Origin of the sequence: Nodosilinea sp. LEGE 06152 (assembly GCF_015207525.1) — a bacterium.
Classification (GTDB): Bacteria; Cyanobacteriota; Cyanobacteriia; order Phormidesmidales; family Phormidesmidaceae; genus Nodosilinea.
This window is the reverse complement of sequence record NZ_JADEWR010000020.1, coordinates 21,298-46,155: the sequence shown is the minus strand read 5'-3', so window position 1 is coordinate 46,155 and position 24,858 is coordinate 21,298. Positions and strand designations below refer to the sequence as shown.

At 57.3% G+C, this 24,858-nt stretch carries 19 protein-coding genes; 10 read left to right on the top strand and 9 right to left on the bottom strand.

Annotated elements, in window-relative coordinates; all coding sequences use genetic code 11:
• Positions 1-4 precede the first annotated feature (4 nt).
• The gene (locus tag IQ265_RS22635; RefSeq protein WP_194057812.1) at positions 5-709 is read right to left on the bottom strand and encodes a Crp/Fnr family transcriptional regulator; all 705 of its coding nucleotides are present in this window, start codon (positions 707-709) and stop codon (positions 5-7) included.
• A 352-nt stretch (positions 710-1,061) separates the two neighbouring features.
• Here IQ265_RS22635 and IQ265_RS22630 point away from each other — a divergent pair, with 352 nt between their 5' ends.
• Complete coding sequence (locus IQ265_RS22630; RefSeq protein WP_194057811.1) at positions 1,062-8,510, top strand: hypothetical protein; 7,449 nt, start codon at positions 1,062-1,064, stop codon at positions 8,508-8,510.
• Positions 8,511-8,719: 209 nt separating this feature from the next.
• Positions 8,720-9,379 carry a Uma2 family endonuclease gene (locus tag IQ265_RS22625; protein WP_194057810.1) on the top strand — a complete coding sequence of 220 codons (660 nt, stop codon included), beginning with the start codon at positions 8,720-8,722 and terminating at the stop codon, positions 9,377-9,379.
• A gap of 82 nt (positions 9,380-9,461) precedes the next feature.
• On the opposite strand, the gene IQ265_RS22620 is transcribed toward IQ265_RS22625, so the two are convergent.
• A complete protein-coding gene (locus IQ265_RS22620) occupies positions 9,462-9,599 on the bottom strand; it encodes a hypothetical protein (protein ID WP_194057809.1) in 138 nt (45 codons plus the stop codon).
• Positions 9,600-9,886: 287 nt separating this feature from the next.
• On the opposite strand from IQ265_RS22620, the gene IQ265_RS22615 reads away from it, so the two are divergent.
• From IQ265_RS22615 to IQ265_RS22605, 3 genes are all read left to right on the top strand, one after another.
• The gene (locus IQ265_RS22615) at positions 9,887-10,582 is read left to right on the top strand and encodes a YafY family protein (protein WP_194057808.1); all 696 of its coding nucleotides are present in this window, start codon (positions 9,887-9,889) and stop codon (positions 10,580-10,582) included.
• A 79-nt stretch (positions 10,583-10,661) separates the two neighbouring features.
• Entirely contained in the window at positions 10,662-11,615 is a 954-nt protein-coding gene (locus IQ265_RS22610; RefSeq protein WP_228038326.1) for an aromatic ring-hydroxylating dioxygenase subunit alpha, read from the top strand.
• A gap of 357 nt (positions 11,616-11,972) precedes the next feature.
• On the top strand, positions 11,973-12,350 hold the full coding sequence (locus IQ265_RS22605) for a nuclear transport factor 2 family protein (protein ID WP_194057803.1): 378 nt from the start codon (positions 11,973-11,975) through the stop codon (positions 12,348-12,350).
• A gap of 305 nt (positions 12,351-12,655) precedes the next feature.
• Here IQ265_RS22605 and sigC read toward each other — a convergent pair whose 3' ends face one another.
• Positions 12,656-13,918, bottom strand: coding sequence for an RNA polymerase sigma factor SigC (sigC, locus tag IQ265_RS22600; RefSeq protein ID WP_228038318.1), 1,263 nt, complete (start codon positions 13,916-13,918; stop codon positions 12,656-12,658).
• Positions 13,919-14,299: 381 nt separating this feature from the next.
• On the opposite strand from sigC, the gene IQ265_RS22595 reads away from it, so the two are divergent.
• The 3 genes from IQ265_RS22595 to IQ265_RS22585 all read left to right on the top strand — a co-directional run bounded on the left by IQ265_RS22595 (position 14,300) and on the right by IQ265_RS22585 (position 16,601).
• Positions 14,300-14,470: a PCP reductase family protein gene (locus IQ265_RS22595; RefSeq protein ID WP_194057801.1), complete on the top strand. Its 171-nt coding sequence runs from the start codon at positions 14,300-14,302 to the stop codon at positions 14,468-14,470.
• A 322-nt stretch (positions 14,471-14,792) separates the two neighbouring features.
• The gene (gene dps / locus IQ265_RS22590) at positions 14,793-15,323 is read left to right on the top strand and encodes a DNA starvation/stationary phase protection protein Dps (RefSeq protein ID WP_194057800.1); all 531 of its coding nucleotides are present in this window, start codon (positions 14,793-14,795) and stop codon (positions 15,321-15,323) included.
• 207 nt (positions 15,324-15,530) lie between these two features.
• Positions 15,531-16,601: a cation diffusion facilitator family transporter gene (locus tag IQ265_RS22585; protein ID WP_194057799.1), complete on the top strand. Its 1,071-nt coding sequence runs from the start codon at positions 15,531-15,533 to the stop codon at positions 16,599-16,601.
• A 267-nt stretch (positions 16,602-16,868) separates the two neighbouring features.
• Here IQ265_RS22585 and IQ265_RS22580 read toward each other — a convergent pair whose 3' ends face one another.
• Genes IQ265_RS22580 through IQ265_RS22570 form a run of 3 tightly spaced genes read right to left on the bottom strand, consistent with a single transcriptional unit; the run spans position 16,869 to position 20,149 of the window.
• Complete coding sequence (locus IQ265_RS22580) at positions 16,869-17,480, bottom strand: GUN4 domain-containing protein (RefSeq protein ID WP_194057798.1); 612 nt, start codon at positions 17,478-17,480, stop codon at positions 16,869-16,871.
• Between the two features lie 15 nt (positions 17,481-17,495).
• A complete protein-coding gene (locus IQ265_RS22575; protein WP_194057797.1) occupies positions 17,496-19,040 on the bottom strand; it encodes a GUN4 domain-containing protein in 1,545 nt (514 codons plus the stop codon).
• 59 nt (positions 19,041-19,099) lie between these two features.
• On the bottom strand, positions 19,100-20,149 hold the full coding sequence (locus IQ265_RS22570) for a hypothetical protein (RefSeq protein WP_194057796.1): 1,050 nt from the start codon (positions 20,147-20,149) through the stop codon (positions 19,100-19,102).
• Between the two features lie 183 nt (positions 20,150-20,332).
• Between IQ265_RS22570 and IQ265_RS22565 the strand changes: the two genes are divergently transcribed.
• Positions 20,333-21,259: a toll/interleukin-1 receptor domain-containing protein gene (locus IQ265_RS22565; RefSeq protein WP_194057795.1), complete on the top strand. Its 927-nt coding sequence runs from the start codon at positions 20,333-20,335 to the stop codon at positions 21,257-21,259.
• Positions 21,260-21,333: 74 nt separating this feature from the next.
• Here IQ265_RS22565 and IQ265_RS22560 read toward each other — a convergent pair whose 3' ends face one another.
• Positions 21,334-21,471, bottom strand: coding sequence for a photosystem II reaction center protein K (locus tag IQ265_RS22560; protein ID WP_035985667.1), 138 nt, complete (start codon positions 21,469-21,471; stop codon positions 21,334-21,336).
• Between the two features lie 109 nt (positions 21,472-21,580).
• A complete protein-coding gene (gene tgt, locus IQ265_RS22555) occupies positions 21,581-22,723 on the bottom strand; it encodes a tRNA guanosine(34) transglycosylase Tgt (protein ID WP_194057793.1) in 1,143 nt (380 codons plus the stop codon).
• A 124-nt stretch (positions 22,724-22,847) separates the two neighbouring features.
• Here tgt and IQ265_RS22550 point away from each other — a divergent pair, with 124 nt between their 5' ends.
• Positions 22,848-23,180: a metalloregulator ArsR/SmtB family transcription factor gene (locus IQ265_RS22550; protein WP_194057791.1), complete on the top strand. Its 333-nt coding sequence runs from the start codon at positions 22,848-22,850 to the stop codon at positions 23,178-23,180.
• A gap of 51 nt (positions 23,181-23,231) precedes the next feature.
• Here IQ265_RS22550 and IQ265_RS22545 read toward each other — a convergent pair whose 3' ends face one another.
• The gene (locus IQ265_RS22545; RefSeq protein ID WP_194057789.1) at positions 23,232-24,689 is read right to left on the bottom strand and encodes a heme peroxidase family protein; all 1,458 of its coding nucleotides are present in this window, start codon (positions 24,687-24,689) and stop codon (positions 23,232-23,234) included.
• Between the last annotated feature and the right edge of the window lie 169 nt (positions 24,690-24,858).

Genomic DNA, 24,858 nt, shown 5'->3' with positions numbered 1-24,858 from the left:
ATGGCTAAACCAGCAGGCGTTCTAGGGCATTGAGGTCGGGAATGCTCATTAGATCTTTTTCCCGCACAATTAACCCTTTCTTCTCTAGCTTACTCAGTACGCGGGTGACTGTCTCCCGCGCCAGACCGCTGAGGCTGCTCAACTCGCGGTGAGGCAGGTTGGGAATTTCAACGCCGCTGGCGCTGCGCTGCCCCTGCCCATCGGCCAAAAAGAGAATGATGTCGGCCACCCGCGAGGTGCTGTCAGACTCGCGCAGCCGCAGCCGCCGGTTGACCTGACGCAGCCGCCGCGCCATCAGCTGCGACAGGCGAATGCCGGCCAGAGGCTGGGTATTTAGAAGTTTTACAAAGTCACTGGCGGGCATGCTGCCAATCACCGTGGGCACTAGGGTAATAACATCGGTGGAGCGGGGCACCTCTTCGAGCGGGGCCATTTCGCCAAACAGCTCGCCCCTGCCTAGAATGTTTAGGGTGACCTCTTTGCCGTCGAGGTTGTAGGTGCGAATTTTTACCCAGCCTTCCAAAATAAAGTACACTGAGCTGCCCCAGTCGTTTTCCAGCAAAATCACCTGGTTGGCTGGGTGGCGACGAGAGACCACGTGGCTGGTGGCTTCCGCTACAGCCTCCTCTGGCAAATCCTGAAATAGCAGCGCCGATCGAATAAGTTTTAAGTCAGCGTCGGTATCTCGAGGGTTGTAGCGAGCATCCATCAATTGACCACCCCAACATTAATTTTTTTGTTTAAGTTAGTGATATTAAATCGCCTCAACCAATCCTATCCCAGGGGAGGGGTAGAATTCTTCATTAGTAGCTTGGCGGTGGAATCCAAAGTCTTAGCACTATATCACTCCTTCCCGGGCAGACCAGAGGCGATTCCCGGAGGGAGCGCTCGGCGAATCGCCGTTAAGATCCAAACTCAATTCCAGCTTGCTTTGAAGCCAATTAAACCCATCAATCTATGTCCTTTAACAGCAGCAGCACTAGGGCATTACCGTGATGATTTTTAAAGGGGCCTGACATACACTTTGGCAATCGCTGGGGAAGATAAGCAAAGAGGTGGCTGTGCAGCAGGACGAACTGGAAGCTCTGGTAGCCGAAATTGACTCAATGTTGGGGGAAGCCGCCCCCCGGCTGCCCTGGGTCATGTCAAATGATGCCAATCAGCGTCAGCTGCTGGCCCGAGCACGGGCCTACCTGGCGGAGATGAAAGCTGGTTCCCCACCCCCCGGCCCCAGCGGTTTACCCGATGACCCCACGACGGCGGCCGCGAGCCAGGTGCTCAAGGCGCTACTGCAGGAGATGCAGTACCTGCGCGGGCAAACCATGCAGATTTTAGACCCGCTGCGCAACGAGGTGGCGACCCTGCGCCAGCAGCGAGAGCTTTTGCTGCAGGAGGTGCAGGAGCTTCAACAGCAGCGATCGCAAATTGATCAGACAGCAGCGCTGCACCAGCTACCGCCAAGCTGGGAGGCCGCCCTCCAGCAGATGGCCCACCAGCTGGAGGCCCACCTGAGCAACCAGGTCGACCAGTCGGTACAGCGGCTAGAGTCGGCCACCGCCAACGCCTACGGTCTGCTCGAAGGCACTGAGTCTGACCCCGATGCCCCTGGCCTCACCCCAGCCCAGCGACTGGAGTTTCTAAAGCAAATTCAGGCTCAGTCAGACCAGGTCATGCGAGGGCTCGATCAATCGCTGCGATCGGTGTTTGAGACCCTGCAGCAGAGCATCTACAGCTACCAAAATTCGCTCAACCAGGGCCTCAACCAGATGCACACCCTGGGCCAGCAGGGCGAGCTGATGTTTAGCGCCCTGGTCAACCACCTGGGCCAGCAGATCAACCAGGAAACCCTGGCCTATTTAGAATCGGGCCAGCGGCGAGAGCTGCCCCAGCCCAACCTCGCCACCCCTGCCCCAGAAACCTCGACAGACAACACCTTTGCCGAAGGAGGGAGCCTGTCCCCTGATTTGGAGGTCGACCTGGCTTTGGAAGCCCTCGATTTAGGTGTTGACCTCGACGACGATATTACCGAACTCCAGCTGGATGAAGCCCTTGAGGCGGCCCTTGACCTCGACGACGCTGAGGCGTCTCCCCTCGATCTGCCGCTGCTCGATAGCCTCGATGCCGCCGCCCCCGACCCATCCCCGGCGGTGTCGTTGCCAGAGGGAGGGAGCGATCTAAGTGCCGACGTTGCCGAGGCTGGGATGGAAGCCGAAACAGCGCTAGACGACCTCTACCAGAGCTTGTTTGGCGGCGGTTTTTTTGCTGAAGCCGATGAGGCCAGCATCGCCGAAGCCAGTGCTGCCGAGCTTGGGGATGAGACTGGCACGGACGATGCCGTGGATCTCTTTTTGGATGTCGATCGCCCCGCTGATACCGCTGAAGCTACAGGGGCGATCGCCGCCGRGCCGCCCCCGCCAGCTGCCGAGCCGCCGCACCCTGACGATTTGGCGATGCTGATACAGGCTGCCGACGTTGCAGAGGCGGAGGTCAGCCCAGAACGCTCGGGCAGCAATTTGGACAATCTGGATCTGTTTGGCGACGCCACCGTCGACCCCCTCGATACCATCCTGGCTGGCTCACTAGCGGCTGTCGAGGTTAACCTACCGGAGACCATAGAATCGTTTGACGAGTTGCTACCCCCTGGCCCTGGAGAAACGGGCGACTTAGAAGGCGCTGCTGACGACAGCGAGGGCGAATTTATGGCCGCCTCACCCGACGAAGATTTACTAACCCAGGATGAGCTGCCCGTCACCAGCAGCTACGACCTGGCCCTAGACGAGGCCATGATCAACCAGCTCCGCCAGGACCTCGACTATTTAGAGGTGGCGGCGGAACCTGGCCTATCGGGCTTCTTTGAACCCACGCCCCAGCCCGAAGATGCCTTCCCCCCCTCGGATGCAGCGGTACCCGCCGAGAGTGCCGATCGCGATTTGTTCTCCCTGGAGGATCTCGCTCAGGAGACTGACCAAGGTAACCGCCAATCGCCCGACGCCGATCGCCCCACCGAGGCAGCGGTAACCGATCTAGCCGATCTGCTTAGCCTCGATTGGCAGGCCGATGCCCCCTCCCCTCCTGAAACCCTACAGCCCGATGAACTAGACGCATTTGGGCGTGAAGACGCCGCTGCTGGCTCCCCACCTGACCTCAGCATCGACCTCTCAAACGAGCTAGCCCTAGAGGTAGAGCAACCTTCGGCCCCTGATCTTGAGCTAGATCAGCTCGATCTGTCGGCGTTAGATGCTGATTTACCTGCCGACTTAGCTGACTCGACCCCACGTGAACCTGACCTACTCGGCCCTGAATCATCTTTTTCCGCCGATTTGGCCAGCGTCGATTTGTTTGATGACGCGGCACCAGCGGTGGCATCTGCTGCCGCTGAGGAGCTCGGCGTCAATCTTTTCAGTGACGCGGTCACTGATGATGACGAATCCTTCACTGTCCCGGCCCCCATCGATCAACCGGGGGACGAATCGGGGTTAGATCTCTTTGACATATCGCCTACAGACTCACAGGCTGCAATTCGCGACGAGATCGCTTTGGGAAGCGTCCCTACTGCCGAACCCACCGAAGACCTGGCAGCGCTGGATCTGTTTGGCGATACCCTGGCTGCGCCCGACGCTACCCGCGCCGGTGAGTTGCCAGATCTGTTTGACAGTTCAGATCTAATTATCGATGAGCCACCGTCTGCACCGGATCTCCAAACCCCGTCGCTAGATCTGTTTGATAGTTCAGATCTGATCGTTGACGATGAACCACCGTCTACACCCGTAACCCCAAACCCAGAAGTTCCGGGATTAGATTTACTTGATGTCTCAGATTTGGTCAACACTGAGTCACCGTCTGCACCAGAACCCCCAGCCCCAGCAAATTCAGGACTAGATTTGGTTGACGGCTCAGACTTGGTCAACACTGAGTCACCGTCTGCACCAGAACCCTCAGCCCCAGAGGGTTCGGGATTAGACCTGTTCGGTGATTCAGACGCATTGGAAGCACCGATCGCTGACGAGGCAAGTATCGAACGCTTCAATCAGTCCTCTGCTAGTGCCTCAGGAGTTGATCTGTTTGGCGATATATCGCCCAGGGCCGCTGAGCCTGGGAATCTTGCGTCTGAGGATCTATTTAATACTCTTGATGCGACGCCTGCCCCCTCATCGGATACGTCGTCTTTGGCCTCAATTTTGTCAGACCTAGATTTGAGCCTGGGCCCAGAGGAACCAGCCCTGGGCGAGTCGGGGTTAACCCTGGGCGATCTCACCGAGCTGTCGGCCGATGCGACTCAGCCCAGCCCGCCTGCCCCAGAGCGATCGCCAGCAGCACCCTCAACTGGCCCAACCGGCCCCTCGCTTACCCTAGAAAACTTGCTGGGCGAGCTTACCCTCGACCCACTGACACCCCTGGCCCCAGAACCCCGGCCTGGCGCAACCCTAGACGACCTCACATCTGACGCCCAGTTTGGCTCCATCTCTGGCTCAGAAGCAGAGGGAGCCAACGACTTTACCCTGGCCGACTTTGACCCGGCACCAACAGACAGCGCCAGCGCCCCGCCAGAATCTGCCCTGCGGCCCGATCCACCGCCGGACGATGCGATCGCCAATTTGTTCTCAGAGAGTAGTCTGGCGGCTGGGCCAACCCCAGAGGCTGAGCCAGGCGATCGGCCAGACCTAAGTGACCTCACCCTGACGGGTTTGGACCTGGGAGAGCCTGCACCTGCCTCAACCCCAGACGTCACCCTAGCGGGGTTAGGCCTGGGAGACGAACCTCCCTACGATTCATCCCTAACAGTTACCGGGCCAGACGTCACCCCAGAACCAGAGCTAACGCTAGACACCTGGGGTATGGCAGCTGCGGCACCCGAACCCAACCCCCCAGGGCCATCCCTCTCGATTACCCTCGACGATCTCAACCTCAGCCTGGATGAGCCCGAGTCAGATGAACCTGGGGCCACACCGACTGAGGCGAGGCCTGGCTCGCTAGACGATTTAGCGGCGCTAGGAGAAGGCTGGTCTAAAGGCCCCGAAGCCACCCTCCCACCCCAAGACACCCAGGACGAAACCGCCACCGACTGGCAGCGCGAAATCAGCCTCGACAACATTTTGGACGCGGCGGGGGCAGGTTCTTTTGCAGAAACTGACCTAGCGGCTCAGTCAGAGCCACCCGCTCCCTTCGACCCCATTCAGTCGGCAGCGGCGGAGACGGCCGAATCGATGGAAGCGATGATTGATTTCATCAATCTCGACGCCTTGCTGGGGGAGCCGATCGAGCCCCTTACCCCAGCCCCTAGCCTTGATCTCGACCTCAATCTCAGCTTAGATGACTTGGATCTCGAGGCGATCGCCCCCCCCGAGTCGCCTCCGGCCCAACCATCTATAGCGGAACCAATTTGGCTCGAAGTAGAAGACGAGGGCGACTCGCAACCCGTGGAACCCGCTCAAAACGATGAGCCTGACGGGAACTTTGCCCCGGCGGACGATCGCCTCTCCCTCGATCTCGACCTTGACCTCCGGCTCGAACCAGAGGCTGCTGCCCCGCCCGATGACAATTTGGCCCTTTTCCTAGACGATCTTTCCCTGGAGGATACAACCAGCCCCCAGCAAGAGACCAGTGCAGAAGCCGCTTTTGGCGACAGTGACATCGCCGACTGGCTCTCTGAAGCCGACCTAGAACCGACTTCAGAATCTGTCTCTGACCAGTCCCCGCTATCTGAAACCTGGCCCCTCACGGCAGCCTCTACGCCTGTGGAGTCGGCAGACGCTGAGTCAGCAGACCTAGCGGTAGACGAGGCATTGACCGAGGCTTCGCTAGCAGATCCTCCAGCTTCAGCGGCGACAGTAGATTTTTCTCTAGACGAGTTCTTTACCCTGGAGCCTGAAGCCCCTGGTCCTGAAGCCATTGACCTCGATGCGCTAGATCTCGATACCCTGGATCTTGGTGCGCCTAAACTAGAAGAAGTCACCGCCCTGGAGTCCTCCTTAGCGCCAGAGGCTTTAGAACCAAAGGCCCCAGAGCCGGAAGCTCTTGAGTTAGATCCGCTCGCGCCCGAATCCCTAGAACCAGAAGTCTTTGAGTTAGATTCGCTCGCATCCGAATTTTCAGAACCAGAGGCCCCAGAGCCGGAAGCTTTTGGGCTAGATCTGTTCACCCCTGAATCTTCAGAATCAGAAACGCCAGAACCAGAAGTCTTTGGGTTAGATTCCCCCGCGCTCGAATCTCTAGAATCAGAAGCGCTCGCGCCAGAGGGGCTAGAACCAGAGACGCTTAATTTAGAAGAAAACTTAGACAGCCTAGCAAGCCTCAATCTAGAGTCAGGCGAGCCAGCTCAGCCTCTCAATCAAGCCGGGCCAGTTCTACCCGTTGATCTGCTGGAAGAGATTATCTCTAGGGCGTTTGATGCAGTGGCACCAGATGCGGTAGCACCGGAAGCGATCGCCCCACCTGTGCTCGACCCTATAGCCCCACCTCCCCCGGCTGAGCCTGAACCTGCCCTTGACGATCGCAATCTGCCCGCTGAGTTCGACATAGATGAAACTGAGTTAGAGAGTGCTGAGCTAGAGAGCACTGACGACTTCGACGCCATCGAAGACGAGCCTGTTATGATTCCAGCGCCGCCAGAGGCTGACGAGCCCGAGGCAGCAGCGCTAGCTCCGCTGTGGTTTTTGGGTCTAGATGTGGGCACCACAGGCTTATCAGCGGTGCTGCTAGAGCGGCGCGGCGGGCAGGTGTACCCGCTCTACTGGGTTGATAACGCCATTTCGGGAGTTACCGCCGACAAGTTCTTTCGGCTGCCCAGCCTGGCCTCGGTGAGCACAGGGAATGGTAGCGGAAGCTGCCAGGTACAGTCCATTGGGTCTTCGGCCCTGACCGTAAACTGGAGCGATGGCGACGCTGCCGACCAGGGCACGGTGTTGCTCAAAGCCCTGAAGCCGTACCTCAAACTCAGCATTCCAGCGGTAGTGGGCGATGGGGTCTATCAGCCCCAGATTCAGTGGTCTGACCGCGATCGCCTGCCCCTACAAATCTTTCAGGACAGCCTGCGCGAGCTGCTGGCGACCCTGCCCCAGGGGCTCAGCCCAGAGGCAGCCTTCACGGTGGGAGCGGTGGGCCTAGATGCCCAGGCGATCGTCTCGGCGCTGAATCAGCTGCAGGGAATAGTGGTCAGCTACCCAGCCAACTGGCCCGACACCTACACCTTCAACCTGCGAGAGGCAGTGCTCGGAGCCAGGCTAATCGCCAGCCCCGACGATATCTATTTTGTCGAAGATGCGATCGCGGCAGTGCTCTCGGGTCTGCCCGACCCGTCTACGCCGCTGCCCGAGGGCAACGGTCAGCCCATGCAGCAGCAGACCCTCTACGCCTGCCCTTGGACTGGGGGTACGGTGGTACTCTCCGCCGGAGCTACCGTGACCGAGGTGGGTATTGTCAACCTGCCCACCGCCCTAAGCGATCTCTCCTACAGCGACTTTGCCCTGCACTCGATGAGCTACGCGGGCGACGCCATCGACCTCGATATCGTTTGCCACCTGCTGCACCCGGCAGAACGTCGCCAGAGCCGCCCCGCCGAAGGCTCTGGTCGCTCTGCTGAAGCTGCAGGCTGGGGCTGGCAGGCTGCTATGCCCGAACTGGCTGGCACCCACTGGCACGACCTCGACCTCGATAGCTGCGAGATGCCGCGCCCGGCAGAACCCGACATCGCCCGCCGTCAGCGCCTCTACCAGCGCCTAGAAGCCTCCCTGCTAGGGCAGAGCGTACTAGAAGCGGCCCGTCACCTGAAGATCATCCTTCAGCACCAGCCCCAGTTTGAGCTGGAGCTGGCCGACCAACGCTGGATCGTGCGCAGCAAGGATCTAGAAGACCGCATCATTCTGCCCTACATTCAGCGCATCAATGGCCACCTCAACCGACTGTTGAGCGAGTCGGGGCTCAATACCCAGGGCATCAACCAGGTGATTTGCACGGGTGGCAGCGCCTCGTTGCCCAAGATAGCCCGCTGGCTGCGACAGAAGTTTCCCAACGCCACCATCGTGCAGGATACATACCACAGCGATCGCCCGCCCAGCTGTAGCCGAGTCACCTATGGGCTGGTCAACCTGGTGCGCTATCCCCAGGTGCTCGACCTCACGCGCCACCAGTACAGCGACATGTTCTTGCTGATGGAGGTGCTGCGCGCCCTGCCCGAGCAGCCCATGCCCCTCAACGGCATTCTGCATCTGCTGAAGGAGCGGGGGCTAAATGTGGAAGCCTGCCAGGCCCACCTGATGGCCCTACTCGAAGGTCGTCTGCCCCCCGGTCTGCTGCCCAGCACCGGCAGCGGTCCTCTGGTGCTAGCCCCTGACAACGATGAGTTAATGAGGCTGGCCACCACACCCCTACTTACCCGCCCCAACGGTCAAGTGTACGTGCCCAACCTGGAGCAGGGCGCACGCCTGCAAGCCTACATGGATGAGCTCCTGGCCGACAAGCATCAAACCCTGGTCGACCCTCTGCTGAGCCAGCTCACAGTGCTGAATGTGTAGACCGAGAGTGCATTCTCAGGGCTGGGCAGCTAGCGACTCAAGGGTTGTTGCCAGAACTGAGCTTGCGGTGTTGCTGCACTAGGGCATGAATTTGAACAGGGGCAGACGGTCGTTTGCCCCTGCGAGGGCCGCTGAATGCTTGATTCACACCTATGTCTAGCAACGCTGAACTTACAATGAGGGTACCTAGCGCTGAGGATAGACGGGCAATGGTGATGACCGCGCAAGAACTGGCCGACCTGATGCCAGATGCCACCCAGCTAGAGAGCAATGAGCCCGAGATGGAAAGTTCGCTGCACTACGCTCAGCTGGCACTGCTGGTAGCCTGTTTGGAGTGGCTGTGGAAAGAGCGCACCGACTTTTTCATTGGCGCTAACCTCACTATCTACTTCAGCCGTGAACAGCTCAAGAACCGGGATTTTAGAGGTCCAGACTTTTTCCTGGTAAACCAAACCCAGCGACGCCCCCGCAAATCGTGGGTGGTGTGGGAAGAAGGCGGCCGATACCCCGATCTAATTATCGAGCTGCTGTCTCCGGCCACGGCCAGAGCAGACCGCACTCTCAAAAAGGTGCTCTACCAAGATCGATTTAGAACCCCGGAGTATTTTTGGTTTTCGCCAGAGACGCTAGAGTTTGAGGGCTACCGACTAGTGGGGCAGCACTATGATGCGATCATCCCCAATGAATCTGGCCAACGCTGGAGCGAGGTACTGAACCTGTTTCTGGGCATTCAAGACAATACCTTGCGCTACTTTCACCCCTCCGGCGAGTTGGTGCCCACCCCAGAGGAAGCAGCGGCCACCGCTCAGGACCGAGCCGATCGCCTGGCCGAGCAGCTAAAGGCGTTGGGAGTAGAGCCCGAGGGGTAGGCAAGCTCCGGTCCCCACTTTTCAAGGGGGCAGGGGGAATCTCTACTTTCGCTACAGAAAATAAGCCTCTTCAAAGTTCCTCTTACTCAATGAGTAAGGTTTTCGCCAGAATGACCATCCATACTTCGACTCCGCTCAGTAACCGCACCTCGACTCCGCTCAGTAACCGCACCTCGACTCCGCTCAGTAACCGCGTTTCGACTCCGCTCAGTAACCGCATCTCGGCTCCGCTCAGTAACCGCGTCTCGGCTCCACTCAGTAACCGCGTTTCGACTCCGCTCGCAACTAGGGGCGGAAGTGGCTCCTGCGGCGCTGGGCGGTATGGGCATTGGGTCGCTCCACTAGCCTTGGGAAAGCTATTATGCAATTACCCGTAGCCCGTTGATCCTTCTAAGGAATTAGGCTCAAACAATCTGTCTATTTGAGCAGCAGAGGCATTTTGGCAAATTAGCTCTATCTAATTAATTACTATATGGCTCAAACAGCAACATCATTTGATGTCAGGAAATGAGGAAAGCTGACCGTCTTTTTCAATTAGTGAATATCATCAGGTCTCACCAACCGATTACAGCAGAGCAGCTAGCCGAACGGATTGGTGTTTCTGTACGTACAATCTACCGATACATCGATGATCTCTCTGTAAGCGGCATTCCAGTTTATGGTGAGCCAGGTGTCGGTTACGCTTTAGATGAAGATTTTGAGCTGCCGCCCCTAACTTTAAACCATGATGAAATTGCCGCTTTGATGTTAGGTGTTGAAATGCTGTCGCGATCAACAGGAAGTGACTTAGCAGAGGCGGCAAAAACACTTTTAGACAAAATAGGAGCCGTTTTACCATCACGAAGCCTAAATCCCAATTACACGCCCGTTCGGGCTCTGGGCGAGGGTTTAAATGACCATAACTTGAGACATTGGAACGAGCTTTACCGGGCAATTCAACAAAAGCAAACGGTTAGGATTACGTATCTAAGCCTGAATGAGGAAACATCTCAGAGAGTCATCTTCCCACTTGGGTTATTTTTTTGGGGCGGAAAATGGACTACTGGTACGTGGTGCCAACTCAGGAATTCTTACAGAGATTTCCGTGTTGATCGAATCAAATCTCTCGACTTTGTCTTGGACATTGGGTTTCCGGAAGAGGTTAGCCTTGAAGCATACACGAGTTTTAATCTAGAAAGAATAAAATTGTTTGGGTTCAACTGACATAACGCTGTCAGGAGTGCTGCTCTATGGTGAGTTACACGCAAGCACTCGTTAAGGACCAAATTTTGCCGTGTTTGAGATGTTCCCAAACTTTTGGACTCCAGTATTACCCGTTGCTGAAATTGGAGCCGAGCCGATTGCGATTGAACTAGCTGGAGAATCGTTAGTCCTGTTTCGTGATGCTGGAGGTCAGTTCTCAGCTTTGCCAGATCTCTGTCCCCATCGCGGTGCTCCTCTCTCACGAGGCCGAGTCACAGAGAGTGGGTGCATTGAATGTCCCTACCACGGCTGGCAATTTGATACTGATGGCACCTGCACTCGTGTTCCTTTTAACCCGCTCAGCTCGGCTCATCTATCAAAATTGTCAGTTGTGAGTTTTCCTACAAGGGTAATCGCGGGGATGGTATGGATTTTTACAGGAACAGAAAACGCATCAGCTCCCCAGTTACCGTCCAGCTTGTTGGAACCCAATGACCGATACATCATTCACCATGAGATTTGGAATGCTCATTGGACCAGAGCAGTCGACATCTCATTAGATTACTTGCATCTTCCCTTTGTTCATCGAAACTCATTTGGTGGCGAGCTCAACGATGCAGCACACAAGGATGCGATCGCCCAAATCAGCATTACCTCAACAGCAGACGGGATGAAGGTTACTAATAAACTCAACACCTTACCGTCTGGCACTAAGATTGACTGGCATCAACCGAATATTATCGTTCTCAATCTAGACGGAATGCCTCTTCTTCCCCATTTCTTTGCCATACCGATCAACACGCATAAAATGCGATTCATGCAGGTTCTTTTGCCCAATCCTGGGATTGGTCAAAGCAACTTCAACTTCGATGATTTCTTTGCAGCATCCGATGATGATCGTATTATGGTTGAGTCACAAGTTAGTGAAGTTTCTAATGTAAACGAAGGATATAACGTGCCTACTGACGAACCCTCCTTGAGGTTTCGTCGTTGGTACTACCGCGCAGTAAAAGGTAAAAGGAATGAAGTTATCCGAGATATGAGTGCTAGCTGATAACATTTACTAGCGATAGCGTATGACAAGTTTGGTTAGAGCGTACGTTCAAAGTCTTTTTGCCTAGCATGAGTTCTCTCATTGCCAATCGCTCCGAGTTGTCCAGCTGACTGCCTGACACATTTTTAATGTAGGTTGGGTGAAACGCAGTGAAACCCAGCATTAGCCAATAATCCGAGGCCTGTTAGGTTCTGCTATCGCGCCACCCAACCTACGGAATATCAATGCTTTCCAAAGTTGTGTCAGTCAATCAGGTTGTCCAGTGTAGGTAGGGCGACTGACTATTAGTTGAGGTAGGTTGATGAGGAAACCTGTAACGCAGAATAGTTAAGTGTAGTTAGAACTGTGGTGAGAAACGTGGATTCAGAAATTGAAGTTCAAATTCGTGAGTGTGAAGCGCGACTTTACGCCGCCATGTCAACCTCCGACGTATCTGAATTAGACACACTTATTGCCGATGATCTGCTTTTTGCTGGGCCAACTGGCGAACTGGCAACCAAAGCAATGGACTTGGACCTGCACCGCACTGGCGGCACTCAGTTTCACGAGTTTGTGCCCAAAGAACTAGAAATACGTGTTTGGAGCGAACACTTTGTTCTTGCATCAGCCCAAATATTCTTGAGCGGTACGTATTTAGGAAATGCCTTTGCAGGTGATTACCGCTATATGAGAGTTTGGCGCAAGGGGGAAAGCGGTTGGCAAGTCCTTGGTGGCAGCGTTAGCGCGATGATTTGAAGTTCTAAACTTTCTCGGTTTTGCACAGTGGCTAATATTCGAGTCGTTGGGAGCCATCGGTGGTGCTAAGTAGGTAGATCTAAATAATCAACATGCTGATTACCGCACAGCAAGGCTTTCAGCGATCCAGGGCTACGTTTAGTTAGGCTTTCCTACTTATTCAGCCAACAATTTGCTCGGAGCAGAGCAGCATCCCCAAACCCAGTCTTAGACAGGCTGTGCGAAAAGGGACGGGGTGCCTGGGCAATAGCTCAGATCTTGAGCTTTTCCCACAGGCACCCCGTCCCTCAACAGCGAATCATCTTCTAGTTCAGCGCTTCGAGGTAGTCGCGAACGCGGTTGCGGCGCTTGGGCTGGCGCAGCTTTTGCAGCGCCTTCGACTCGATCTGGCGCACTCGCTCGCGCGATAGCTCCAGGGCGCGGCCAATTTCGGCCAGCGAGTAGGGGGTACCATCGCCGAGGCCAAAACGCATGTTGATGACGTCTTGCTCGCGGCTGGTGAGGTCGGCCATCAGCTGTTGCAGGTCGCGGCGCAGTGACTCACGAATCAACATGTCTTCGGGCGACATGCAGTCGGTTTCGAGCAGGTCGCCCAGTTCGGTGTCGCGGTCTTTGCCCACCTTGGTTTCGAGGGAGACGGCGCGGGGTACGCGCAACAGCACTTCGCGCACCTGAACGGCAGTCATATCCAGCTCGCGGGCGATGTCTTCGATGGAGGGGGTGCGGCCTTTCTCCTGGGAGAGCTTGCGCTGGGCCTTTTTAATTTTGTTCAGCTTTTCGGTGATATGGACGGGCAGGCGAATGGTGCGGCTCTGGGTAGCGATCGCCCGCGTAATGCCCTGGCGAATCCACCAGTAGGCGTAGGTGCTAAAGCGATAGCCCTTGGTGGGGTCAAACTTTTCGACCGCCCGCTCTAGCCCCAGGGTGCCTTCCTGAATTAGATCGAGCAGCTCTAGCCCCCGGTTTTGGTACTTCTTAGCGACCGAGACCACCAGTCGCAGGTTAGCCTTGATCATGTGCTCTTTGGCGCGAATGCCTTCGGAGATGGCCTTTTCTAGCTCGGGTACGGTGAGGTTGCTGAGCTCGGCCCAGGCCCGCTTGCCGGCGGCGAGCGTAGGTTTGAGATCGGCGATGGGCACCTCGGCTTCAGTAGCCCAGCGCTCTAGGGAAGGGCGATAGCCCAGCTGCGATGAGAGGCGATCGCGGGTTTTGAGCAGGTTGCTGTAGATGGCTAAGATGCCACCATTCACGTCAGCGGCCTGGGTTAAATCGGTTAGCAGTTGCATGTAGCCCTGCACAGCCTGGGCCTCAGAGACTTCCTCGTGGCGCTCTAGCAGGCGCACCCGACCAATTTCTTGCAGGTAGAGGCGGACCAGGTCGGTGGTGCGCTTGCCCTTTAGCATGGCGGCAGCATCGGTTTCGAAGTCGCTGTCAGCAGCGTCGGCAGCAGAAAAGTCCTGGAGCCTGATGTCCGCCCCTTCATCCTCCTCTCCCAGAGTAGGGAGGCCAAACTCCTGATCGGGCAGGGCGGCGGCTTCATCTTTCTTGTAGTGGGGTGTTGCTACCATGACGCTCTCTAGTTACGTGTCTAAACGTGTGCCGATAGGCCATTTGCCAACCTGAGCCTATTGTTCCCACCCGTCAGGACTTTAGAACAAGGGCTTGAGTTCCAGGGCTTGGGTGAGCTAACTTGAGTCAGCTTTCGACGCCAGCGCCTGGGGGGGTAAACGTCAGCCTGGCTGGTGCGTTCTTTGGTTTCAAAGGCCCAGGTGTTTGGGGATGATCTAGCGATCGGGCTGAGGTAGGCGAAAGCGAACCGACACCATAATCTACGCCGCCATTGCTTGTAATTCCCGATGGAACGTTACACCTTGGCAAAAACCTCACATTGGCGGCGAAGCGATGTATAGGATTAGGGCATTCGTTGCAATTGGGAGCAGACTTCGCTAATGGCTGACGGACTTCCCTGGACAGCTGATGCCCAGGCTAAGCTCAAAAATATTCCGTTTTTTGTGCGTGCCCAGGCCCGCAAGCGCATTGAAGATGTGGCTCGCGAGGCCGAGGCCGAGGCGGTGACGGCTGACCTGGTAGAACGGGTGCGTTTGGAGTTTGGCCAGTAGCGTTGGCTTTGGCCAGCAAGCTACCGCCGTTTTTTCGATCGCGGCTTAACCGATATAGGCCGCCATAGAAGAATGAACCGCCGGCTCACTGGCTGAGAGAATGTGCTGAAGCCGTTCTCAGAGCATAACTTGGGGCGGCGGCAGGTCCTTGGCGGCTGTAGAAACCGGCATAAACGCTTGGGCCGGGTTGCAAGTCGTACTCATAACGAGTATGATTTAGGAGAAGCCGGGGCCGTAGTGGTAGGATTTCAAGATTAGGCCCGCAGGCAGCATCACAGGTTTGTTGGTTATCCATTCGATTGACAAAACAAAGAGAGGCCATATGGTTGCAACCGCTGAGAAAACTAAAACCAAGCGCGGGTTTTACCCCACCCGTATTGATATGTCGGCTGAGGTGCGATCGCAGGTTTGTGCCGTACTAAACCAAACGCTGGCCGCCACCCTCGATCTCAAGACTCAGACCAAGCAGGCCCACTGGAATGTGAAGGGCATGAACTTCTACCAGCTGCACGAGCTGTTTGACGAGCTGGCGGGCGAACTGGAAGGGTTTGTGGATTTGGTGGCCGAGCGCGTTACCGCCCTGGGTGGTACTGCCATGGGCACGGCCCGTATGGCTGCCGCCGAGTCGATTTTGCCTGAGTACCCCGTTGATGCGGTAGAAGGCCCTGAGCACGTCACCGCCCTGGCTGAGCGTTTTGCCGCCTACGGTAAGCACGTGCGCGAAGCCATCGACACCACCGACAACCTGGGCGATGCCGACACCGCCGACCTCTATACCGAGGTTTCTCGCACCATTGACATGCGTCTCTGGTTCTTAGAGGCGCACCTGGTGCAAAAGTCTGACCGAGGTTAAGGGCCGCTCCTGCGGCTAATGCTGGTTGGGGCCGGGGAGACAGGTGCTGTCTCCCCGGCCCCATTGCTTAAGAGCGACATAACCAAACGCACGTATTGCACAGGCGAACCCGAGCCTCGTTTATGGGGACCTTTATCTTTGTGATCTCTGTGGTCAGACTCGGTTTTGAGCCGTTACTATAGCGCTTCAGTAGCTCTTTCGCTAACTATGGCTAACCCGGCTTCTCACTTGTCTGGCTCGGACGCATTGGATGGCGTTATGGAGGGCGCGATCGCTTCAGTCACCCTGGCAGATCATGCCCACAGCCACGGACAGCACCACCACGATGGACATTCCCACAAGCACTCCCACAAGCATTCCCATCACAGCCATACCCACGGGGCTGTAGACCCTGAGATTGCCGTCTCGGAGCGGGGGCTGTGGGCGGTAAAGTGGTCGTTTGTGGGGCTGATGATTACGGCGATCGCCCAGGCCGTGGTGTTTGCTCTCTCGGGCAGCGTCGCGCTAATGGCCGACCTAATTCACAACGTGGGCGATGCCATGACCTCGGTGCCCCTAGGGGTGGCCTTTGTGCTGGCTCGCGCCAAGCCCTCGCCCCGCTTTGCCTACGGCTATGGCCGAGCTGAAGATTTGGCCGGGGTGGCGATCGTGGCGGTGATTTTTTTGAGCGCGCTGATTACTGGGTACGAATCGATTGAGCGGCTGCGCCATCCCCAGCCCTTAGACCATTTGGGGGCACTGGCGACGGCAGCGGTAATTGGCTTTGTGGGCAACGAGGTGGTAGCCCTATTTCGCCTACGGGTGGGGCGCGAGATCAATAGCGCCGCCCTAGTGGCTGATGGGCTGCACGCCCGCGCCGATGGCCTAGTCAGCCTAGCGGTGCTGGTTAGTGCCCTGGGGGTGGGGCTGGGTTACCCCTGGGCCGACCCCGTGATGGGGCTGGTAATTACCCTGGTGCTGCTGCGGGTGGTCTGGCAGTCGACCCAAACGGTATTTACCCGGCTGCTAGATGGGGTAGAGCCAGAGGTGCTCGATCGTCTGCGCCACGAGGTAGAGCACGGCGTTGGGCAGGCCGCCGCTACGGTAACGGAGGTCAAGGGGCGGTGGCTGGGCCATCGACTGTACGGTGAGGTGAGTTTGGCGGTAGAGCCGAGGCTATCGGTGGCAGCGGGGGAGGCGATCGCCTCCCACCTCAGAATTCACTTGCACCAGCAGTTGCCCTACCTGGCTGAGGTCACCATTCAGGTGCAGCCTCAGTCGCCCATCGCTTTGGACTAACGACATCCCTTAAATCTGTCCACGGGGCCTCTGACTTTAAGCAACTTCTGAAAAACTTTTTCTTTGATTTATAGCGGTGGTCAGTTCGCTTAGGACATCAGTAACTGCCATAGCGAAAACTCGGGCAGCGAACTGACGTATAGCCATCGTTCCAGAAGCTTTAGCATGTCCTAGCCGTCCTGGCGATGGCTATAACCGGTGGGCAGTGCCAACCCTACGGTGGCTGATTCATTTTGAACTTCGCATTTTGAATTCCGCGCAGCGGTACTACCCGCCGAGCTGGTGGCAGCGCGAGAGCCGCAGCATCATGGCATCGAGCCGGGCCAGGTCGCCAAAACACCCCCCCTGGCCGGTCAAGAAGCCACCCATTTGCAGGGAAACCATGCGCGGTATTTTCCAGTACCAGAGCGCAGGCAGGTGGCCTCTGGGGGCATCAAGGTCAAACTCTAGCCAGTTGTAAAACCGCAGAAACCCCACGGGTCGCAGCGCAACCAGCATCAGCCAGCCCACGTCTTCAAAGAACGGATGGGGGGTAGACCAGTTGTTTAGGTCTGGGTCAAAATCCACGGTTTCTAGCAGGTTAGCGTAGATCTGAAGCTGGGCCGAAAAGCCAAAGTGCCCGCCGCTGGCCCTCTGCCAGCGATCGTCGATGGCTTGGAGCAGTTGGCAGGGCAGAGCCGCTACGGCCTCAGTGGTGAGATAAGGGCGCTGGCGGGGGCTGACTCCCTGTAAGCGCATGGCATTTTGGTTGTAGGCTACGGCGTCTAGCAGTAGATCGGCCGTCAGGCGATCGGCCTCTTCCCAAGCTTCTTCGTTGAGCAGCAGACTGAGTTCGCTGAGGTCTTCTTCTAAACCGCTATTGGTGGCGCTGGCGAGCACGGGTAAGCCCTCCGGTTAGGCAATTTGGGTAGGAAACGCTGTATCGAGGGCCGGAACCGTTACGGTCTCCAGGGGCATGCAGGTGTTGAGATGGTGGATGACAGCGGCCATAATCTCAAGGTTGATTTTGTAGCGATCGCTCAAACTGGGGCAGCACCAGCGCCAGGTGGGCAGGTGGCCTGGGGGCGCTTCGAGGCTGAAGGTGAGGTCGTGGTAGGGCTTGTAGCCCCGGGAAAACAGCGAAGGGGCCTCGCGCCAGCCCAACGCCTCCTCAAAGGCTAGCCACCGCTGGCGATCGTCGGCCTGAATTTGCTGCTGGCCTCGGTAGACCTGCTGCTGGGCTTTAAACCCAAAGCGCCCCTTACTATAGCGGTTCCAAAGGCCGTCAATAGTGGTTAAATCAACCGTCGATAGTCGCTCCATCGTGGCAGCGGTCACGGGCTGCATATCGAGGTTGAGGGCATTCAAAATTAGAACTTCGGTTTCCATGTCGGCTTCGTGCCAGGCCTGTTGGTGCAGCAGGTTGCGCAGGCGATTGTAGTCAACCCCAGTAGCCGACGCCACCCCGCCGTACAGCTCATCGCGCACCTCTGTCTCCAGCTGCAGCGCCTGCTCGGCAGAAATACCCCACAGTCGCCGGGCCTGGTCAAGGCGGCCCTGATCAAACTCAGAGGGGTAAATAGCGTGGGTCATGGTCTGGCGGCACAGGTCTCGGTACTGGTTGAGGCGTTCTTGGGTTTGTTGAGCCTGCTTTTGGCGCTCGGCTTCGGCCTTAGCCTCGGCAGACAGACGGCCATCTTCAGCGGTTTTAGCCGTAGTTTGCTCGGTTTTGAGCTTGGTATCGTCGTGATAGCGCTGCTGGTGCGTTTGATAAATGGCCTCTGCTTCGAGGAAAGGCAAACCCAAATTTTCGGCTAGCTCTTGCAGCACAGGCCAAATGTCTTTGGAGGCAAAGGGCGGGCCTTCGTCCATAGCGCGCAAACGGCTAAACTCGGCGGCGGTCATGTCTTCAAAGTGGCGGTGCTTGTCGGCTTTGGTTGGGTAAGGGCTGGCCGCTCTGGCGTTGAGCACTTCGGCCTGCTCCGCCGTGAGGCCCAGACGCTGGCGCAGCAGATTGAGGTTGTCGAGTTCGGTGGGCGACAGCTCGCCCTGGGTGCGGCTGTAGGTTTCGGCCTCGGCCAGGTAATCGCGCTCGGGCGCAAACAGCAGTCCGCTTTGGGCTGCGGCTATGAAACCTAGTAAATCGTCAGCCTGGTGCGTTTCGATGCACAGCATGATGTCAGCCATTTTGAAGCAGAAAGCCGTTGCGATCGGGTTGTAGTAGAGGCGATCGCGCAGCCGCCGCAAAATTGGCCCTAGCAGGTCTGAGGGGGCCGCAAACGTAACCCCGACTCGAATTTCGGCGACATCTCTAATTTCTGAGATCGGTTCAAAGCGAGTTTGGCTCATGCCATTGAGGTCGCGCAGATCTTCAATCAGGTAGTGAACCTCAGTCACCACATCGTCGCTCTTGTACTGAGGATCTACAAACCTGATTGAAAATTGAATATCCTGCGCCAAGCCAGCACCTCACAGACGCACCCAAGACCGGGTTTTAGCCAAAGCATTCCGCCGCAACTTTATAGTAAGCCAGATAGCAAATACAGCTCATCTAAAACGGTCTTTTCAAGGGCATCGGCCTCCTGCGGGCTGAGGTTGTAAAATTCTCGGGCCTGGATCAAGCGGCCCCGGTTAAACTCCGCACCCGAGAGCTGAGCCATCATGGCTTGACGAAACTGGGCGGCATCGGGTGCAAGGTTCAGTGGTACCAGCGCATCAGTTACCAGGCCTACAAAGGCGTGGCGGTAGTGATCTAAGCGCTGGCGCTGCTCTCGGTAACGCTGGCGCTCGGCTTCGGCCTCGGCCTCCCGCTGCTGGCGCACTCGGTCGGCTTCCTGACGCAGAGTGCTAAGGCGCTCGGCCTTGAGAAACTGAGTATCGGCCTCGGGCAGGCTCATCGTCTCGGCCTTGGCCTGCATCACCTGCCACAGCTCGCTATCGAGGTCGCTCTCCTGCTTACACACCAGCAGCTCTCGACGAAAGTGCTGGTACTTGTCACCCAGGGTTTTGAACGGCCCCATCGCCCTGGCATTGAGGTCGCTGGTCTCTTCACTGGCAAGCCCCATGCGATGGCGCATTAACAGTAAGTTAGCCCTAGCGGCGGGAGTTAGCTCACCAAAGGTATTGACATAGTCTTTAGCCTTGGTGAGATAAAGCTCCTGGGGTGGCAGCAGCGCTTCGCCCAGGGGCAGCAGTTCAGCCAGTTTTTTGGCCTGATTAGTGGCGAGGGTAATAGTGTAGGCCGGTGGATTTTTGACGTCTGCCTGGTCTATTTGTTGCGCGATCGCCTGAGCAGACGGAATTTTAACTTCAAAGCTGTATTTCTCAGCGGTGCGATCGAGCCAGTTGCCCACGCACCTGAGCACTACCCTAAACTTATCTAGCGGTGCCTCAAACCACAGCCCTACATATAGCTTAGCAGCACCATTGACGGGAGCTGTACCCAGACCGGAGGGATGGCGCTGGGAACGGGGGACAAAGTCAAAGGTTGTGTGCTCTAAGCCGCTTAGCCGGGTAATGTCGCTAGCTAGAACTTGAACGTCAGCATGGATACCCCTTGGGTTTGGCACGCTCTCTAGGGATGTAATCGCAAGCTGGAAACTGTTGACTGAGTTAAAATCGTGGACCATTTTTGCTGAGGCAATGGTGCTGACAGTCGTTGGCTCAGTATATCAGTGCTGATTGAATCGGGGCTCCACAATTGTAAACCTGGTCTTTAATAGGGGCAACTTAGGGAGCTTCAAGGGTGAAGTATGCCAATCATTTTTCTTTCCTACCGCCGCCGCGATAGCCAAACCATTACCCGCAAAATTCACGAACATCTAGAAGAAACCTATGGCAAAGACGCTGTTTTTCTAGATGAAAAAAGTATCCCTAAGGGTGAAGACATTCGCCAGTATATTAGAGACACCCTCAGTCAATGCGCCGTTGTGCTGCCGGTAATTGCGGCGAAATGGTTGAACAGTATTACAGCCTCTGGCTTAAGTAGCGGCGACTGGAACAAGCCTGTTGACTGGGTAAGAATAGAGCTGGAGGAAGCCTTAACCTGTCACAATGTTCGCGTTGTGCCGCTACTGATAGACGGCGTGGTGATGCCCAGGGAGGATATGCTGCCTGATGGTCTAAAAGAGCTGCCTCATCGCAATGGACTGCCTATTAGCTCTAAAGCGTTTCACGAGGATAAACAGCGGTTGGTGCGCGAGCTAGATCGCCTCATTGAGGGCAGCTCTTTAGAGTTGCCCAAGACCTTGGCCAGCCCTTCAGACGATGAGCTGCTGCGGCAGGAACAGTACCGTCACGAGGTGCGCTACTGCCTGGAGAGTAGCAATGGTCAGATCGATGCTATAGGTCAGATTTACCTAGAGACTCTACGACAGCATTTGCAGCTCACTCGCGAGATCACTAAACACATTCGAGAGGCGGCCCAGCAGCCCTATCACCGCTACACAACAGCGGTTAGGCACTTGGTTAATCACCATGCCAGCGCTCTAGCGTCTGCTTCTGGGGCCAGCGATCACGCCCCAGTACTGACCCTCGATAGACGGGCCATCAGCCATTTGCGACGGCTGCATCACAATCTAAATTTGCCCCGGTGGAAAGCCCTCAAGATTGAGCATCAGATCATCAAAGAATGGGAAGAGCACCACGGGAACTTGTCGAACCAGGCTGCGCAACGCTAATGGCCAGCCCAAAAACAAAAACCCCAGAGCTATAAAAGCTTTAGGGTTTTTGTTAGCTAAAGCTGAAACACTTTTTATTTAAAGCCGACGGAAGCTTGCCATACAAAGGCCAGCAACAGGAAAAACACAGGGATGATGGGCAGCACGTCTACCAGGGGATCGAACAGGGAGTAGGCCTCGGGCAGTTTGGCCAGCAGCATTGCGACGTCCATTGAATAATTATCCTCTCGTTACACAGCCGGGACAGACCAGACCCAGACCCCGCCGCACCCTAGCGCTCTGGCTGGAATCTGAGAATTGGTAAATTTTCTTCGCATTTTATCACGGGTGGGGGGCGTCTACGGAGGTTGCTGCCGAGTTTGGCACCAGCCAGTGGGCAAATTCTTGGGCAAAGCGATCGCCCACAATGGCCTCCCGAATGCGCTGGGTAAACCGCACCAGCTCAGTGATGTTGTGGATCGAGATCAGGGTAAAGGCCAGCATCTCCTTGGCGTGGATTAGGTGGCAGAGGTAGGCGCGGGTGAAGTGTTGGCAGGTGTAGCAGGGGCAGTCGGTGTCGATGGGGGTGTAGTCGCGGCGAAAGCGCTGGTTTTTGAGGTTCCAGCGTTCGCCTGCCACCAGGGCCGCGCCATGGCGGGCCAGCCGGGTGGGAATGACGCAGTCGAACAGGTCTACCCCAGCCGCGATCGCCTGGGCCATCTCCTTATAGGTGCCCACCCCCATTAGGTAGCGGGGCTTGTGCTCGGGCAGGCAGGGGGCAGTGGCTTTGACAATGGTTTCGATTAGCTCCGGCGGCTCGCCCACGCTGACGCCGCCGATCGCATAACCCGGCAGATCGAGCGTGGCTAGCTGCTGGGCCGCCTCGGTGCGCAGGTCAGGATAGACGCCCCCCTGCACAATGCCAAATAGTGCCTGATCGGGGCGCTTGTGGGCCTCAACGCAGCGCTGAAGCCAGCGCCAGGTGCGATCGGTAGAGGCTTTGATCGTCTCGCGGCTGCACGGGTAGGGGGGGCACTCGTCAAAGGCCATGATCACATCGGCCCCCAAATCGTTCTGAATTTGAATCGAGGTTTCGGGGCGGATGTTGATGATGCGGCCATCCTTGGGCGATTTAAACGTCACGCCGTCTTCGGTAATGGTGCGCATCTGGCTGAGGCTAAACACTTGAAAGCCGCCCGAATCGGTTAGCATGGGGCCATTCCAGCCCATGAAGCGGTGCAGACCCCCCGCCTCAGCCACAATGTCTTCGCCGGGTTGCAGGTGCAGGTGGTAGGTGTTGGAGAGCACCATCTGCGCCCCGGTGGTGGCGAGCTGGGCCGGGGTGACGGTTTTGACGTTGGCCAGGGTGCCCACGGGCATAAACCGAGGCGTGTGGACGGGGCCGTGGGGGGTGGTGAAGGTGCCCGCCCGCGCCTGGGTGTGGCTACAGCGAGCGTCGCAGCTAAAGGAAAAAGCCTGGGTCAAAATGCAGCGCTCCGGGGAGCAGGGCGAAGGGCAAAGCGGCATTTATCGTAGCATTTGGCGGCGCAGCAGATATCGCGCCGCTTTGCTACGCTGGGTCTAGTGATTTCCTTACCTTGCGCAGCAGATGGCTCCGGCTTTAGAGAAACGGTCTGATACCCTACTGGCTCGCTTTAAGGCCCTGTCTGACCCGCTGCGGCTGGAGGTGATCGAGCTGCTGCGATCGCAGGAAATGTGCGTATGCGATCTGTGCGATCGCATGGAGATTGCCCAATCCAAACTCTCTTTTCATCTCAAAACCCTGCGCGAGGCCGGGCTGATCTCCGCCCGTCAGGATGGCCGCTGGATCTACTACCGCCTTAACCCCGCCGAGTTTGGCGATCTCGAAGACTACCTAGGCACCCTACGCCAGCTCAGCCCCCAGCGTCCGGCCTGCCCCTGCCCGCCCGATCGGCTATAGGGGCGCAGCATGCTGCGCCCCTACAGGTCAGGTAGCCGTTGGAGATGAGCCTTAGCTAGCGGACACCTCGGCAGGTTGAGGAGTCTCAGCGGGAGCAGGTGGGGTAGGCAGGGCAGGAGGCTCAGCTACGCCAGCAAATTTCAGCAGGTCGGCCATCTTGAAGTCACCGCCAGTTCCCAGTCTGGGCATCCAGTCGGGCTCTTGGCAGAGATACGACAGCTCATCAGACTGCAGCAGGCCGATAAACACCTCCGCTACAATGCGACCGCCTACGGGGCCGAGCGATTGGCCATCGGCGCGCTTGTCGGCCTCCCGCAGCACGTAGAACCACAGGGGCGTGTTGTTGGCCAACTCGGTGCTGATCGCGGCCACATCCGCCAGGTCAGCGGCAGACAGGGGCGCAATGCCCATGCGGCGAGCGACGGTCTGGCCCGAGGGTAGACCAAAGGTCAGGTGGCGCAGCAGGTTGCGCTGGGCCAGCGAGGCCGGGTTCGACGCCATATTGGGCGGAATAAACGGCAGCTGAAACAAGGGCCGCGAGATAGTGGCATCAATGCGCTGGCTCAGCTGGGGAGTTTTGGTGTCATCCAGCTTGAAGAAGTTGCGCCAGTCCATTACCCGCTCAGGAGATAACGGTTTGCCGCTCGACAGGTCATTGCCGCCCGAACCGGGGGGCACAAAAATCGCGGCCCTAAACCCGTCATTGATCACATAGCCGCCGCGCACCTGGCTGTGGCCAAAGCGGTAGGCCGCCACCGAAAACTCCACCGGAATGTAGGGTTCGCGCCGCCAGCGGGTGCTGTAGAAGCGGCGGCCCCGTTGCAGCACGGTGTCGACCACCTTCTGGCCCACTAGCAGCGGCAGAAATTCGTGCAGCACAATCCACTGGTAGTGCCAGCGCACCAGCTTTTGGGCTTCGTCGAACAGCTGGCCGGGGTTGACGCCCTCGGCCTTGAGCTTGTCGATCGTCGCGTTGTGAAACTTGACGAAGGCCAGGTGCAGCTGCGACACAATCAGGTTTTCGTCGTTGCGGGGGTCGCCCAGCAGCGCGGTGCCCTGGCTGTTGCGGGCCAGGTCGTGGGGGCGATCGCTGTCGATCAACAGCTTGCCGCGATTGGCGGGGCTGTTGTCGTATAGATGGGGGCTAGCAGTGGGGCCAGCGCCGTAAACGCTATCTAGCTCAAAGGAGGGGGTGCGGAAGTTTTCGATCGCCTCAGGATCCGATTGGCGCTCTAAACTAGAGGTAGGGTCGAAGGTGAGGTCATGGTCGATGAACTGACCCAAAAAGGTGAATCCGGCCGGAATGGCGGGGTTGTCGGGGTTGTTAGTGGGGCCGGGGTCCATAATGCCTTCGGCTTTGCCCAGCGCCATCAGGGCCTGGCGAACGGCGGGGGTATCTTGGGCAAAGGGGCGCGTGCAGCGAAACATTCTGCCGAAGCGGCCCCGAGCCGGAACCCGAAAGCGGGGGGGAGCAGCGTCTCTGAGATACATTTGACCGTGCCGTGTCATGGCATACCTCGTGTAGTTCAACTCGGTGGATGGCCCCATCATGGCAAGGGGGTAGGGGCGATCGCAGTACCCGCGCGGGTACTTTTTGGGGGGTAGGGTGCAAGGTGTAGGGTCTGGGGTGCGAGGTTTGATTTGGCCCCTTAAACCTTCCACCTGAAACCTTTTACCC